The organism is Mesorhizobium sp. M0040 (assembly GCF_040323505.1).
In the GTDB taxonomy this organism is placed as follows: Bacteria; Pseudomonadota; Alphaproteobacteria; order Rhizobiales; family Rhizobiaceae; genus Mesorhizobium.
The window spans coordinates 175,279-189,262 of the sequence record NZ_JAMYVA010000001.1 but is presented as its reverse complement, the minus strand read 5'-3'; the positions used below and the strand labels follow the sequence as shown (position 1 = coordinate 189,262).

Below are 13,984 nucleotides of genomic sequence, written 5' to 3'. Positions count from 1 at the left end.
TCGATCGTTGCCAATGCCAGGAACTCCCGAAGTCAGTGATAATGGCCGCGGTGCGGTGCCGCATCATGCGCGTGATCGTGCTCGCCATCATGCTCATGGCTGTCGGCACATCGGCCGAATTCCGGTTCGACGGTGGCATGGGCTATGCCGTGCTCCTGCGCAAGCCGCTTCTTGATCGCGCTTACCGCCATATGCGCGTCGACGCCGTCATTGAGGCAGGCATGCAACGTCGCCATGTTGCTGGAACCGTCGAGCGACCAGACATGCATGTGATGCACCTCGCGCACGCCCTTGACTGTCGCCTCGATGTCCCTGGCGATCAGGTCGCGGTCGAGGCTTGCCGGCACGCCCTCGAGCAGGACGTGAGCTGCCTCGCGCATCAGCGACCAGGCCGTGGACAGGATCAGCAGCGCGACAAGCACCGACAGGATCGGATCGATGGGCGTCCAGCCCGTCGCCAGGATCACCAGCGCCGCCACGATCGCCGCCGCCGAGCCAAGCAGATCGCCGAGCACATGCAGGATGGCGCCACGCATGTTCAGGCTGCCGCGGTCGCCGCCATGCAGCACGTAGAACGAGCCGAGATTGACCAGCAGGCCGGCCATCGCGACGACCAGCATCGGCTCGCCGAGCACCGGAGCCGGCGCTTGCAAGCGGCCCCGAGCCTCGTAGACGATCCACAGCGCGATGGCGAAGATGGCGATGCCGTTGGTGTAGGCGACCAGTGTCTTGACCCGGCCGAAGCCGTAGGTGAGGCGCACGGTCGCCGGCCGGCTCGCAAGGTGAAAGGCATACCAGGCAAGGCCGAGCGCGACGCAATCGGCAAGCATGTGGCCGGCATCCGCCAGCAGCGCCAGCGATCCCGTCAAGAGACCGCCAAGCGCTTCGACGACCATGAAGCCTGCGGTCAGGCAGGCCGCGATCAGCACGCGCTTCTTGTCGGTCGAGCCGTGCACATGCCCGGCACCGTGACTGTGGTCGTGGCCCTGCGCAGCATGGTCGTGGGTATGCGCCATCTATGAGCTCCTGCTAGAGCCTGGTCCATCCCGGCAGAATCGGGATGGAGGCTCTATCTTTTTATTTGACCATGATCTTTTCCGAAAACCGGATACCACTTTTCGGGAGCATGGTCAGGCGCCGAACTCGGCGCGGAAATCCTCGAGCCGCCGCTTCTGCTGGCCCTCGCTGTCGAAATTGGCCGGATCGAGCCACGCCTCATAGGCTCTGCGCAGATCAGGCCATTCCTTGTCGATGATCGAATACCACGCGGTATCGCGGTTTTCGCCCTTGACCACAAGATGCTGACGGAAAATGCCTTCGAACTTGAAGCCGAAACGTTCCGCCGCGCGCTTCGACGGCTCGTTGCGGTTGTTGCATTTCCATTCGTAGCGGCGGTAGCCAAGCTCGTCGAAGACGTACTTCATGAACAGGAACTGCGCTTCCGTCGCCGCCGGCTTTCGCGAGATCAGCGGGCCCCAATAGATGTTGCCGATCTCAATGACGCCGTAGGTGGCGTCGATGCGCATCAGCGTCTGACGCCCGGCGACCTTGCCGCTGGCCTTGTCGATGACCGTGAAGAACAGCGGGTCTTCGCTGGCTTCCGCCTTGTCCAGCCATGGCTGGAAGGCGGCGCGGCTCTCCGGCGGGTAGTCTGGCAGCCAGGCGAAGCGGCCGTCGACATCGGCCACAGACGAGGCCTCGAACAAACCGTCGCCGTGTTTTTCGGCATTGAGCGGCTCCAGCCTGACAGTTCGCCCCTCCAGCACCTTGCGTTCGGGCCGCGGGCGCGGTTGCCAATTCTTGAGATTTTCCGACACCGAAAACTCCAATCCGTTTGACTTTTGCGGGCGGACGCTCACAAAAACGCACGCTCGCTGAAAGAACCACACGGACGGGAAAAATGCTCCACACGATTTCGGCCTTCGACCGCCTCGGCGAGGAAAATGCGTTCGCGGTGCTGGCGCGTGCCACGGCACTTGCCCATCAAGGCCGCGACATCGTCAATCTCGGCATCGGCCAGCCCGACTTCAAGACGCCGCAGCATATCGTCGAGGCCGCGATCAAGGCGCTGCGCGATGGCCATCACGGCTATACGCCGGCCAACGGCCTGCTGGCGACGCGCGAAGCGGTGGTACGCCGCACGCTGGCCATCACCGGCGTCGAAGTCTCGCCGGAAGTGGTGATGATCCTGCCCGGCGGCAAGCCGACCATGTTCGCGGCGATCCTGATGTTCGGCGAGCCGGGCGCCGAAATCCTCTATCCCGATCCCGGCTTTCCGATCTACCGCTCGATGATCGAGTTCACCGGTGCTGCCCCCATCCCGGTGCCGATGCGCGAGGAGAACGGCTTTGCCTTTTCGGCCGCGGAGACGCTGGCGCTGATCACCCCGAAGACCAGGCTGCTGATCCTCAACTCGCCCGCCAACCCGACCGGCGGCGTCACCCCCCGCGCCGAGATCGAGAAGCTGGTCAAGGGGCTGGAAGCGCACCCGGACATCCCCATCCTCTCCGACGAGATCTACGACGTGATGACCTATGACGGCGAGACGCACTGCTCGCTGCTCGCCTTCCCCGAAATCCGCGACCGGCTCATCGTGCTCAACGGCTGGTCGAAGACCTGGGCGATGACCGGCTGGCGCATGGGCTGGTCGATCTGGCCGAACGGCGACAAGGGCGCGCATCTCTATGACAAGGTGCGCAAGCTGGCGGTCAATTGCTGGTCCTGCGTCAACGCGCCGAGCCAGTATGCCGGCATAGCCGCCATCGACGGCCCGCAGGACGACGTCGACAAGATGATGCGCGCCTTCGACCGCCGCAGGAAGGTCGTGGTCGAGGGGTTGAATGCCTTGCCGGGCGTTTCATGCATTACGCCGAAAGGCGCCTTCTATGCCTTCCCCAATGTTTCCAAGACCGGCTGGAAGGCCAAGAAGCTCGCCTCGGCGCTGCTCGAGGATGCCGGCGTGGCGCTGATCGGCGGCCCCGATTTCGGCATTCTCGGCGAAGGCTATGTCAGGCTGTCCTACGCGAATTCCGAAGAGAACATCCTGCGCGCGCTGGAGCGGATCGAGACGTTTCTGGCAAAGTGAGGGTACGACGAAAGGAGACGCCAGATGTTCTATGCCATTCTTGCCTATCACGAGGAAGAAGCGATTACGGCACTGACGCCTGAGCAGGATGCGGCGCTGATGACCGATCTTCTCCAGATCAACGATCGGCTCTATCGGCAAGGCACCCTTGGGCCGGCGGCCCGGCTCGGCGCGACGCAAGACGCCTGCACCTTGCGCGGGCCAGGCACCGGAATGGTTATCGACGGGCCCTTTGCCGAGACCAAGGAACAATTGCTGGGGCTCTATGTCGTCGACTGCGCCAACCGTGACGCCGCCATCGACATTGCGCGCGACCTTCGCCGCGTCAATCCGACCGCCGTCTACGAAATCCGCCCGATTTCGCTATATTTACCCGGCGTGCCGCTTCCGGTCACCCGGCCCTGATTTAGGACCGGGTTGAGACTAATTTAGCCTCGCCCGACAAACGGCATCTTCGTCGCCATCACGGTCATGAACAGGACGTTGGCGTCGAGCGGCAGGCTGGCCATATGGAGGACGGCATCGGCGACGCGCTCGACATCCATCACCGCTTCGGCGGCAATGGTGCCGTTGGCTTGCGGCACACCGACCGTCATCGCCTGCGCCATGTCGGTCAGCGCGTTGCCGATGTCGATCTGGCCGCAAGCAATGTCGAAGGGCCTGCCGTCCAGCGCCAGCGTCTTGGTCAGCCCGGTGATGGCGTGCTTGGTCGCCGTATAGGGCACCGAGCCCGGCCGTGGCGCATAGGCCGATACCGAGCCGTTGTTGATGATGCGGCCGCCCATCGGCTGCTGCCTGCGCATGGCGCCGAACGCGGCGCGAGCACACAGGAACGAGCCGGTGAGATTGACCCCGACGATGTCGTTCCACACGTCGACCGGGATGTCGTCGATCAATGTCGATTTGTAGCTCGTGCCGGCATTGTTGAAGAGCAGGTCGACGCGCCCGAAAGCCGCAGCCACCGTCTCGAACAGATCGTCGACCTGATCGGCCTTGCTGATGTCGCAGGCGAAGGCCAATGCCTTGGCCTGCGTCGGCCCGGCCGCGGCGATCGCATCCTCCAGCACCGGCTTGCGGCGACCGCAGAAGACCGTGTTCCAGCCGGCCTTGAGCAGCGCCGTGGCGACGCTTTTGCCGATGCCCGTGCCGGCGCCGGTTACGATGGCGGTTTTAGAGTCGGTCATGGCTGTACTCCCTGAAAGGGACGAGGCATCGCAAATGACGGGAACCATGGCAAGCCGGCGCAACGGCTCGTGCTACAAAAAAGGCGGCCATTGGCGACCGCCCCTGATCCGAACCGGGCTTGGGAGGAGGAAAGCCGATCCGACTGCCTGAATCATGCGCCCACCGGATTAACGAGAAGCTAACGCCAACGGCGCCGAGCTCCGAGGCTTCCTCTTCGAGCTACCAGCGCGAGCCTGCGACCGGCTTGGCCGTGCTGCCCGCTGCCGGCACCTTGGCCGCCGCCACCGTCGCCTCGACATGGTCGACCAGCGCATCCGGCAGGCCGAGACGGCCGGCAAGCAGGTCGAGATAGCCGCGTTCGGCCCGCGTGTCCGGATCGATGGCAAGACGCGAGGCGGTGTAGAGTTCCAGCTTTTGCGCATCGGTCTTGGCCCCTGCGATCAGCGCATCCAGATTGAGCGGCGCCTCCAGTTCCGACATCAGGAATTTCTCCGCTTCGGCGCCGACGCCGGCGAGGCTGAGCTTGCCGGCGATCTTCTGCCGCTCTTCGTCATCGACGTGGCCGTCGGCCTTCGCCGCCGAGATCATCGCCCTGACCAGCGTCAGCGTGAATTCGTCTTCGCCCTGCGGCGCTTGCGACGGATGGAAGGCGGTATCGGCCGGCGGCGGCAGCAATTCCGGTTCGCCTGCAGCTTGCGTCTCGGCCGGCGCGTTGCCGTTCTTGTAGTTCTGGTAGGCCTTGTAGGCGAGGCCGCCGATCGCAGCCAACCCACCAAGCTTCACCGCCGCACCGGTGACCTGGCGGCCTGGGCCGGTTCCGAGCAGCACCGCGGCCAGCGCACCGGCGGCAAGCGGATTGTCCTTGGCCATCTGCACCGCCTGCCCGGCCTTGTCGCGGACGGTCGATCCGGTGCCGGGAATTTGCGAGCCGAGCAGATCGTCGAGGAGCTTCTTGGGATCGAACATCTATGCCTCCAGAATTGGCCCGGCCGAAGGTGCGCGGGCAGGTTTGCACGTCGAAGACCTAGGTCCCGCAGTTTGACATTACAATGACGCGGTGCATCCTTTTGCCCGCTGCCACGCATGACCTCGCACCGACATCTGCTGGGATTTCACACGGAAATCACAGTGCTGCAGCCTCCTTCCGCGCCAAAAAACACGCGACGCTGTGGACATTGGACGTGTCGAAACCGCCCCCGACTTCGAGTAATGTCGCGGCACGTCGCTTGGGAGGAGCCTGGCATGACCAATGAGACAGCCCGCCAGCCGGCACGCGATCCCCAGGAGCTGGAGCGCCTGCTGATTTCGCGGCAGTGGGTCGGAGACATTGACGGCATGGCAGCGCTTTTCGAGCAGCATGCCGTCATCGACAGCGGTGGCGGACAACTGACGTTCGGCCGCGAAGCCATCCGGGGGCTGTTCGCGGAGAGCACCGCAACCGGCCGAAAATTTCAGTCCGGAGATCAGCGCCCGGCTGTCGTCAATGGCGACCTGGCGCTCACCTCGACCCGGCTTCCCGATGGCACCATCACCACCGAGGTCGCGCGCCGGCAGAACGACGGGACATGGCTGTGGGTCATCGATCGTTTCTCTGTTGCTTGACGTGAAGTTGCTTAACGTGAAGCTAACTTCCGATGTGGCGGTCGCCGCGCGCTTGCGCCAGCTCGACCTGGCGCTGGCGCTCGGCGTAGCGGGCGCGATCTTCGTCCGAGCGGGCATCGAAGCAATGCGGGCATGAAACGCCGGTGGCATATTCCGGCGACAGCCGGTCTTCTGCGGCTAGCGGGTGCCGGCAGGCGCGGCAGAGTTCGGCCTCGCCTTCGAGCAGCCCGTGCGATACCGAAACGCGCTCGTCGAAGACGAAGCATTCGCCTTGCCAGAGGCTCTGTTCGGCGGGCACGTCTTCGAGATACTTCAGAATGCCGCCCTTGAGGTGGAACACATCCTCGAAGCCCAGCGACTTCACATAGGCCGTCGCCTTCTCGCAGCGTATGCCGCCGGTGCAGAACATGGCGACCTTGCGCCCGTCGAGCTCATGCCGATGCTGCTCGACCCAGGCCGGGAATTCGCGGAAGCTGGTGGTGGCGGGATCGACAGCACCTTTGAACGTTCCGAGCGACACCTCGTAGGCGTTGCGCGTGTCGATGACGATGGTGCCCGTATCTGAGATCAGTGCATTCCAGTCGGCAGGCGCAACATAGGTGCCTGCACCTGCCGCCGGATCGATATTGTCCACGCCCATGGTGACGATCTCGCGCTTCAACCGCACCTTCATGCGGTGGAACGGCATCGTTGCGGCGCTGCTGTATTTGATCTCGAGGCCGGCGAGACCGTCGATGGATTCGAGATGATCGATGAGCGCCGCGATTGCCGGTTCACTGCCGGCGACCGTGCCGTTGATGCCCTCACGCGCCAACAGCAGCGTGCCTTTGACGCCGCGCGCGCAGCAGAAGGCAGCAAGCGGCGCGCGCAGCGCCTCGAAGGTGTCGAGCCGGGCGAAGCGGTAAAGCGCGGCAACGCGGAAGGCTTGGCTGGGAAGTGTCATCACCAAGCCACTAAACGCACACGACAGCCGGATCAAGGCAGAGCCGGGAGCGACCTGATCACGGAGGGTTTCGAACACCACGCGTGACATCGCGACACGCCGCGTTTCGTGGACAGAAAAACCGCCTTCTGCTAACCGGTCGACTTGATCAACAGAGGAGAGACGACGAATGCCCAGCACGACCGAAAAGCTCCTGTCGCTCCTCAACGGCCAGCCGGTCATACCGGTGCTGAAGATCGCCAATCCCGCCGACGCGGTGCCGCTGGCCCGGGCGCTGGCCAGCGGTGGCCTGCCGGTGATCGAGATCACGCTGCGCACCGCCGACGCGCTGGAGGCGATCCGCCGGGTGGCGGGCGAGGTCGAAGACGCGGTCGTCGGCGCCGGCACCATCCTGGACGCCCGCCAGTTCGGCGAGGCGGCGGCCGCCGGTTCGAAGTTCATCGTCAGCCCCGGCATCACCCGCGAGCTTCTCGCGGCAGCCAAGGACAGCGACGTGCCGTTGCTGCCCGGTGCCATCACCCCGGGAGAGGTCATGGCCGCCCGCGAAGCCGGCCTGCGCTTTCTGAAATTCTTCCCGGCCGAACAGTCGGGCGGCATTGCCTCGCTCAAGGCTTTCGCCTCGCCGCTTGCCGACGTGAAATTCTGCCCGACCGGCGGTATCACCGGCAAGAACGCCGCCGACTACCTCAGCCTGCCCAACGTCATCTGCGTCGGCGGTTCCTGGGTGGCGCCGGACGAGCTGGTCAAGGCCGGCAAATGGGACGAGATCGAAGCCTTGGCACGCGCGGCAAGCAAGCTCGGGCGCTAGCATCTTCTGCATCAAAAGCCGCGGCCGATCTGGCCGATCTGGTTCGCCGGCTGGTTCCCGCTCATGGGCTCGAACCACGATTCACGCCTTCAAAGGGCGCTGTCCTACCATTAGACGAAGCGGGAGAATGCCGACCGCTGGTTAGCATCCCTGGATGAAGGAAGCCAGTGCCGGCGGTGGAGGTAGCCGCGCGAGGTGCCCAGCGCGGCCTACTCGGTCTTGAAGCGGGCCACCGACATGAACTTGACGGCTTTGCCGGTGAACCGGTTTGCGTCGGCCATCTCGTTGCCCGGCTGGAAGCCTATCGTATAGACCTCGCTCGGTGCCGTACGGACGAAGTCGTAGGCGTAGCGCGGCGCCGTTGTCGCATCTGAAACAGTTGCGACATACTCACCGCTGTGCAGCGCCCACCGGGCGGACTGCGGCGCGGCGGCGACCACCACCGGCTTGGGGCCGGGCTTCAGGTCGCGGGCGGTGGCCCTGGGTTCCTTGCGTGTGGTCTTCACGCCTGCACCGATGACGGCGGCCGGATCGGAGCCTGCCGGGCGGGCAACGATGGCCTCGCGCGGCGATGCCCCGTCGCTCGATGCCCCGTCGTCGCTCGCCGGTTCCTCGAACACCGATGCTTGCTCGGAAAGCGACGCGACCTTGTATTCGTCGGTCGCGCTGACCCTTTCCAGAACGGCCTTGACCTCGTCGGGCTGGGAACTGTCGGGCCGCGCCGACGGCAATACCGAGAATGCGTCGGTGGCGGTGTTGCTCCGCTCGGCCGCACTCGCCAGCGCCAGCAACACTTGCTTGTCCTGCGGCGCAAGACCCACCGACGAAAGATCGGCCGGCAGCGAATGATTGGGCCGCCAGCTCGGCACGGGAATGTTGTTTGCCGCGACCTGCACCGGGCCGGCCGCAGCAGACGGGTCTGCTATGCCGAACGGAACATTTGCCGGCGCCACGCTTGCCGGCGCTTGCGCGGTCGCCACCGCCTGTTCAGTCGATCCAGCCGCATCCGCCACGCCGAACGGAACGTTTTCAGGCGGCTGGGCGCCGACGTCGGTCTTCGGACGCGGAGCAAAATCCGGCAGCGGAATGCTGCGGGCAGGCAATGCCGCGATGATCGTCTCCGGCGTGTCGTTCTCCGGTTCAGGCGCAGGCGCCGGAGCATCGGCGACTTCCGGAATCTGAGCGCGCCTGGCATCCTGAGGCGCCACGATGGCAATGCCAGGCAGGTTGCTGCTCTTGGCGGACGGCGCCGGCTTCACGTTACGGCGCTTTGGCGCCGGCTCGGCCATCGCCACATCGGCGCTGTCGTCCGCCTCGTCGTCGCCACCGCCGAAGAGGGCTGCCAGGAACCCACGGGATTTTTTGGCACCGCCGCTTGCGCTGGCGAGTTCGATGGCCGGCGCGCCGGCGCCCTTGCGGGCTTTGTAGGAGGCGAGCGCCTGTTGATAGCCAGGCAGCGGCTTGCCGTCGCTCGGCACATGCAGCGTCTTGCCGTTGGGGAACACGCGCGCCAGTTCCTGGCGGCTGATGCCGGGCCAGTGGCGTACATTGCCGACATCCATATGCACGAACGGCGAGCCGGAGCTGGGATAGTAGCCGACGCCGCCGCCCTGCATCCTGAGGCCGACGTCGCGCAGCTTCTTCAGCGGCACGCCGGGAATATAGAAATCCATCGCCCTGCCGAGCATGTGCTGACTTTTTTCGGCGACGCCCCTGCTGCGGCTGCGCAGCATCGAATTCGTGGCCGGCGAACGATAGCCGCAGACGACCTGGATGTAGTCGGTCGCGCCGCTCTCCCGATAGGCCTCCCAGACCAGGTCCAGCAGGCGCGGATCCATCTTGGTCGGCTCGTTGCGACGCCAGTCGCGCAGGATGATGTTGATCTTTCGCAAGCCCGCCTGGTCGTAGCGCCCGTTGCGCTTGTAGACGATCTCCGCCTTTTCATGCGTGTGGAGATGATAGAGCTTCAGCGAACGTGTCTCGGCGCTGGCGCCGGTTGCCGCTGCTGCAAGGAACCCGACGGCAACAATCACCGCTGCCAGCCATCTCGGCCAGACGCTCATGTGATAATGCCGCCCGTTTTTGTGTCGTTCGATTCTGTTCAAATCAAAAGGCCTTGCAGGCTGCCGTTTTGTCCCCGGATTTGACCAAACGGATGCGTGGTGTGTGCATCCGAATATCGATCCTAATGGTTAATCATCGCTTATTGAAGCCGAAATGCGGTAACACGGTGGCGATATCCCGCCAAAAATATTGCGCAGGATATCTTGGTAAACCGCTGGTTTAGATCATGTTTTGGCGCCAGCTCGAAACACGATCTGTTACCGTCCGCCTTAATACGTGAACACTGTGGCGAACACATCATTTCGAGGCGCAGTTGCGTGGAATGATGTCCGGATGAGAACCGGCTTGGCCCTGTGACTCAGGAAGCGAGCCGTTCGACGCGGCCGGTTTCCGGGTCGATGCCGTATTCCTTGAGCTTGCGGTAGAGCGTCGACCGGCCGATGCCGAGGCGGCGGGCGACTTCGCTCATCTGGCCGTTATAGTGATCGATGGCGAGCTTGATCATTTCGAGTTCGACGTCGGCCAGCGCACGCACATTGCCGCGCTCGTCGAGCGCCCGCAGCGTGCCGAAACGAGGCTTGGCTGGTGCATCGGCGTCGGCGGCTGCGATGCCGCCAGCGGCCGATATGTTGTCGCGCGGCTGGCTGCCCGAAGCCACTCCGGAAGCTGGCCACCCTGGAGTTGGCCCCCCTGAAGCTGGCCACCCTGGAGCTGGCAAGGCGATACCCGAATCGAGGTTGACCGTGCCCTCGACTTGCGCCCGGATCTGCGGGAATTCTTCTTCGGTCAGCATGTCGCCGTCGGCGAGCACCGAAGCCCGGAAGACGGCGTTTTCGAGCTGCCTTATGTTGCCCGGCCAGTCATAGGCCTGCAGCATGGCAAGCGCCGCAGCCGAGATGCCACGCAGGCGGTGGCGCGGATCGGCGGGCGCCACCTTCTCCATGAAGTGCTCGACCAGATAGGGGATGTCGTCGCGACGGTCGCGCAATGGCGGCACGAAGATCGGATAGACGTTCAGCCGGTAGAACAGGTCCTCGCGGAACTTGCCGTCCTTGACCTGCTGCAGCAGGTTGCGATGGGTTGCCGAGATCAGCCTGATGTCGACCCTGACGGCCGAGCGCCCGCCAACCGGATCGACCTCGCCGTCCTGTACGGCGCGCAACAGCTTGACCTGCACGTCGAGCGGCAGGTCGCCGATTTCGTCAAGGAACAGCGTGCCGGTGTGCGCTTCGACGAACTTGCCGGTATGTTTTTCGGTGGCGCCGGTGAACGAGCCCTTCTCGTGCCCGAACAGGATCGATTCGACCAGATTGTCGGGGATGGCGCCGCAATTGACGGTGACGAAGGGTTTCGAGCGGCGGTCGCCGCTGCCCTGGACGGCGCGCGCCACCAGTTCCTTGCCGACGCCGGATTCACCTTCGATCAGGATCGGAATGTTGGACGCCGCCGCCTTGCGGCCGAGCCGGATCACCCGATCCATCGCCGGACTGTGGGTGATCATGTCCTTGAATGTCAGATGGCCGCCACGCTGTCGTGACGAGCGCTTCACTTCGCCTTCGAGCGCTTCGACCTTGAGGGCGTTGCCGATCGACGCCTGCAGCCTGTCGGGGGAGGCCGGCTTGACGACGAAGTCGAAGGCGCCGTGACGCATTGCCGAAACGACGGTTTCGATGCCGCCCTGCGCGGTCTGCACGATGACGGGAATGTGGATGCCACGCTCGCGCATCGCCTTCAGCACGCCGATGCCGTCGAGCCCGGGCATCATAAGGTCGAGGATGACCACCGACACGTCGCGCGCATTGGGTCCGTCGACAAACTCGAGACCCGCCTCGCCGCCATCGGCGACGATCGCGGTGTGGCCGAATTTCGTCACCGCCGCCTCGAGAAGCCTGCGCTGCACGGGATCGTCATCGACTATGAGTATGGAAGCTGCCATGACTGATCCGACCGTGCCCGCCCGAGAATGCGCCCTATGGATCATCTTGGCACAGGGTTCTAAATAAGCTTTCAAAAAACCCGGTGAATGAATTCCTTAGGATTTGACCGGCTTCTCGTTTCCTCGAATTTTTGTGTCTGGAAGGATCGGCAATGCGCATGGTTTTTGCTCGAAAGCTGGCGGCGGCGCCCGGTCAGGGCGTGGCGGAGCTTGGCGACCTGCCGGAATGGAATCTGGCCGATCTCTATTCGGGCATGGAAGCGCCCGAGTTGAAGCGCGACATCGCCAAGGCCGCCGTCGATGCCATCGCCTTCGAGAGCCGTTGGAAAGGCACGCTCGCCGCCGAGGCCGGGCGTGGCAGCGCCGGCAGGCTTGGCGAGACGCTTCAGGCCTATGAAGCGCTGGAGGAGCTGATCGGCCGCATCGTCTCCTATGCCGGGCTTGTCTATGCCGGCAACACGTCGGATCCGCAGCGCGCCAAGCTCTATGGCGACATCCAGGAAAAGATGACCGATGCCAGCGCGCACCTGCTGTTTTTCGCGCTCGAGCTGAACCTCATCGACGATGGCGCGATCGAAAACGCACTCGCGGCCGATCCGGCCTTCGCCCATTACCGGCCCTGGGTGCTCGATCTGCGCAAGGACAAGCCCTATCAGCTCGAAGACCGCATCGAGCAGCTCTTCCATGAAAAATCGATCACCGGGCGCGGGGCCTGGAATCGCCTGTTCGACGAGACGATGACCGATTTGCGCTTCGACGTCGACGGCGAGGAGCTGACGCTGGAGCCGGCACTCAATCGCCTGCAGGACGCAGACAGCGAGGTGCGCCGCCGGGCGTCCGAGGCGCTGGCCACGACCTTCCGCAAGAATTTGCGCGTCTTTACGCTGGTCACCAACACGCTGGCCAAGGACAAGGAGATTTCTGACCGCTGGCGCGGCTTCGAGGACATTGCCGATTCCCGCCACCTCGCCAACCGCGTCGAACGCAGCGTGGTGGATGCACTCGCCGCCGCGGTTCGCGACGCCTATCCACGCCTGTCGCATCGCTATTACGCGATGAAGGCGCGCTGGCTCGGCATGGAGGTGATGAACCACTGGGACCGCAATGCGCCATTGCCCGAGACCCCGCAGGCAGTCATCGGCTGGGACGAGGCCAAGAACACCGTGCTTTCCGCCTACCAGCGCTTTTCGCCCGACATGGCGGAGATCGCCAGAACTTTCTTCGACCGCAACTGGATCGATGCACCGGTGAGACCCGGCAAGTCGCCTGGCGCCTTCGCGCATCCGACCGTGCCTTCGGCGCATCCCTATGTGCTGCTCAACTACATGGGCAAGCCGCGCGACGTGATGACGCTGGCGCACGAGCTCGGCCACGGCGTGCACCAGGTGCTGGCCGGCGGCCAGGGCGCCCTGATGGCATCGACGCCGCTGACGCTGGCCGAAACCGCATCGGTGTTCGGCGAAATGCTGACCTTCCGCTCGCTGCTCGAGCAGACCACCGACAAGCGCGAACGCAAGGCCATGCTCGCCCAGAAGGTCGAGGACATGATCAACACGGTCGTGCGCCAGATCGCCTTCTACGAGTTCGAGCGCAAAGTGCATGCCGAGCGCAGGAGCGGCGAACTGACCTCCGACAAGCTCGGCCAGTTCTGGTTGGAAGTGCAGGCGGAAAGCCTCGGGCCGGCGATCAAGCTGCGCGAAGGGTACGAGATTTTCTGGACCTATATCCCGCATTTCATCCACTCGCCTTTCTACGTCTATGCCTATGCATTCGGCGATTGCCTGGTGAACTCGCTCTACGCGGTCTACCAGAACGCCGAGCGCGGCTTTCAGGAGAAATATTTTGCCATGCTGCGCGCTGGCGGCACCAAGCATCATTCCGAGCTTCTGGCACCGTTCGGCCTCGACGCGGCCGACCCTGCCTTCTGGCAGATCGGGCTTGGCGTGATCAGCGGACTGATCGACGAGCTGGAAGCACTGGACAATTGATGCGCAACACTGGGTGATGCGCAACACCGGATGACCGGGTTTTCCAGAACAGTTTAGCTGCAATGCATATTGGCGATGGTTCTATTCTTGTCTTGGATATTTGTTCTTAAATAACTTTCCATGGAAGTTTTCCGTTAGATTCCCGTAAGCTGTATGATAGCGTCCGCCCTCAAGCTCAGCCGGGCACGAATGGATCCGGTCGGAAAATCCCGACCGGTCATGGCGTGTCGGCGGATGCGACAACGGTTGTTGGCCAGGGGCAAACCGGTCGCCGACAGCTCGATCGAAGCCGGCTGTTCTGCAAATTGCGGAACCACCATCGAATGGTCCTTCGCCGAGGTCATGGCTCCACAGGCCAGGGCGGACGGATCGG

General features: G+C 63.9%; 12 protein-coding genes and 1 tRNA gene. 5 read left to right on the top strand and 8 right to left on the bottom strand.

The window, feature by feature from the left end; genetic code table 11:
- Positions 1-32 precede the first annotated feature (32 nt).
- A complete protein-coding gene (locus NKJ91_RS00920) occupies positions 33-1,016 on the bottom strand; it encodes a cation diffusion facilitator family transporter (protein WP_352454084.1) in 984 nt (327 codons plus the stop codon).
- A 114-nt stretch (positions 1,017-1,130) separates the two neighbouring features.
- Positions 1,131-1,817, bottom strand: coding sequence for a GNAT family N-acetyltransferase (locus NKJ91_RS00915; protein ID WP_352454083.1), 687 nt, complete (start codon positions 1,815-1,817; stop codon positions 1,131-1,133).
- 83 nt (positions 1,818-1,900) lie between these two features.
- Here NKJ91_RS00915 and NKJ91_RS00910 point away from each other — a divergent pair, with 83 nt between their 5' ends.
- Complete coding sequence (locus NKJ91_RS00910; RefSeq protein WP_352454082.1) at positions 1,901-3,085, top strand: pyridoxal phosphate-dependent aminotransferase; 1,185 nt, start codon at positions 1,901-1,903, stop codon at positions 3,083-3,085.
- Between the two features lie 24 nt (positions 3,086-3,109).
- On the top strand, positions 3,110-3,490 hold the full coding sequence (locus NKJ91_RS00905; RefSeq protein WP_254816974.1) for a YciI family protein: 381 nt from the start codon (positions 3,110-3,112) through the stop codon (positions 3,488-3,490).
- A gap of 23 nt (positions 3,491-3,513) precedes the next feature.
- Here the strand turns inward: NKJ91_RS00905 and NKJ91_RS00900 are convergent, their stop codons facing one another.
- A complete protein-coding gene (locus NKJ91_RS00900) occupies positions 3,514-4,269 on the bottom strand; it encodes an SDR family oxidoreductase (protein ID WP_023675411.1) in 756 nt (251 codons plus the stop codon).
- A 220-nt stretch (positions 4,270-4,489) separates the two neighbouring features.
- Positions 4,490-5,236, bottom strand: coding sequence for a tellurite resistance TerB family protein (locus NKJ91_RS00895; protein ID WP_352454081.1), 747 nt, complete (start codon positions 5,234-5,236; stop codon positions 4,490-4,492).
- 276 nt (positions 5,237-5,512) lie between these two features.
- Between NKJ91_RS00895 and NKJ91_RS00890 the strand changes: the two genes are divergently transcribed.
- Positions 5,513-5,872, top strand: coding sequence for a YybH family protein (locus NKJ91_RS00890; protein ID WP_352454080.1), 360 nt, complete (start codon positions 5,513-5,515; stop codon positions 5,870-5,872).
- 22 nt (positions 5,873-5,894) lie between these two features.
- Here the strand turns inward: NKJ91_RS00890 and trhO are convergent, their stop codons facing one another.
- Positions 5,895-6,815, bottom strand: coding sequence for an oxygen-dependent tRNA uridine(34) hydroxylase TrhO (trhO, locus tag NKJ91_RS00885; protein WP_502903542.1), 921 nt, complete (start codon positions 6,813-6,815; stop codon positions 5,895-5,897).
- A gap of 169 nt (positions 6,816-6,984) precedes the next feature.
- Between trhO and NKJ91_RS00880 the strand changes: the two genes are divergently transcribed.
- Entirely contained in the window at positions 6,985-7,623 is a 639-nt protein-coding gene (locus tag NKJ91_RS00880; protein WP_352448209.1) for a 2-dehydro-3-deoxy-phosphogluconate aldolase, read from the top strand.
- A gap of 51 nt (positions 7,624-7,674) precedes the next feature.
- On the opposite strand, the gene NKJ91_RS00875 is transcribed toward NKJ91_RS00880, so the two are convergent.
- The 3 genes from NKJ91_RS00875 to NKJ91_RS00865 form a co-directional block, all read right to left on the bottom strand.
- A tRNA-Gln gene (locus NKJ91_RS00875) sits at positions 7,675-7,748 on the bottom strand.
- A gap of 84 nt (positions 7,749-7,832) precedes the next feature.
- Positions 7,833-9,686, bottom strand: coding sequence for a peptidoglycan L,D-endopeptidase MepK (mepK, locus tag NKJ91_RS00870; protein ID WP_352454078.1), 1,854 nt, complete (start codon positions 9,684-9,686; stop codon positions 7,833-7,835).
- 359 nt (positions 9,687-10,045) lie between these two features.
- Positions 10,046-11,623 carry a sigma-54-dependent transcriptional regulator gene (locus NKJ91_RS00865; RefSeq protein ID WP_352454077.1) on the bottom strand — a complete coding sequence of 526 codons (1,578 nt, stop codon included), beginning with the start codon at positions 11,621-11,623 and terminating at the stop codon, positions 10,046-10,048.
- Between the two features lie 152 nt (positions 11,624-11,775).
- Here NKJ91_RS00865 and NKJ91_RS00860 point away from each other — a divergent pair, with 152 nt between their 5' ends.
- On the top strand, positions 11,776-13,611 hold the full coding sequence (locus tag NKJ91_RS00860; RefSeq protein ID WP_352454076.1) for a M3 family oligoendopeptidase: 1,836 nt from the start codon (positions 11,776-11,778) through the stop codon (positions 13,609-13,611).
- Positions 13,612-13,984 lie beyond the last annotated feature (373 nt).

What these genes read in the sequence shown, in the direction of transcription:
- NKJ91_RS00920 (WP_352454084.1), bottom strand. Translation starts at nt 1,016, where the DNA reads ATGGCGCATACCCACGACCATGCTGCGCAGGGCCACGACCACAGTCAC.
- NKJ91_RS00910 (WP_352454082.1), top strand. Translation starts at nt 1,901, where the DNA reads ATGCTCCACACGATTTCGGCCTTCGACCGCCTCGGCGAGGAAAATGCG.
- NKJ91_RS00905 (WP_254816974.1), top strand. Translation starts at nt 3,110, where the DNA reads ATGTTCTATGCCATTCTTGCCTATCACGAGGAAGAAGCGATTACGGCA.
- NKJ91_RS00900 (WP_023675411.1), bottom strand. Translation starts at nt 4,269, where the DNA reads ATGACCGACTCTAAAACCGCCATCGTAACCGGCGCCGGCACGGGCATC.
- NKJ91_RS00895 (WP_352454081.1), bottom strand. Translation starts at nt 5,236, where the DNA reads ATGTTCGATCCCAAGAAGCTCCTCGACGATCTGCTCGGCTCGCAAATT.
- NKJ91_RS00890 (WP_352454080.1), top strand. Translation starts at nt 5,513, where the DNA reads ATGACCAATGAGACAGCCCGCCAGCCGGCACGCGATCCCCAGGAGCTG.
- trhO (WP_502903542.1), bottom strand. Translation starts at nt 6,815, where the DNA reads ATGACACTTCCCAGCCAAGCCTTCCGCGTTGCCGCGCTTTACCGCTTC.
- NKJ91_RS00880 (WP_352448209.1), top strand. Translation starts at nt 6,985, where the DNA reads ATGCCCAGCACGACCGAAAAGCTCCTGTCGCTCCTCAACGGCCAGCCG.
- mepK (WP_352454078.1), bottom strand. Translation starts at nt 9,686, where the DNA reads ATGAGCGTCTGGCCGAGATGGCTGGCAGCGGTGATTGTTGCCGTCGGG.
- NKJ91_RS00865 (WP_352454077.1), bottom strand. Translation starts at nt 11,623, where the DNA reads ATGGCAGCTTCCATACTCATAGTCGATGACGATCCCGTGCAGCGCAGG.
- NKJ91_RS00860 (WP_352454076.1), top strand. Translation starts at nt 11,776, where the DNA reads ATGCGCATGGTTTTTGCTCGAAAGCTGGCGGCGGCGCCCGGTCAGGGC.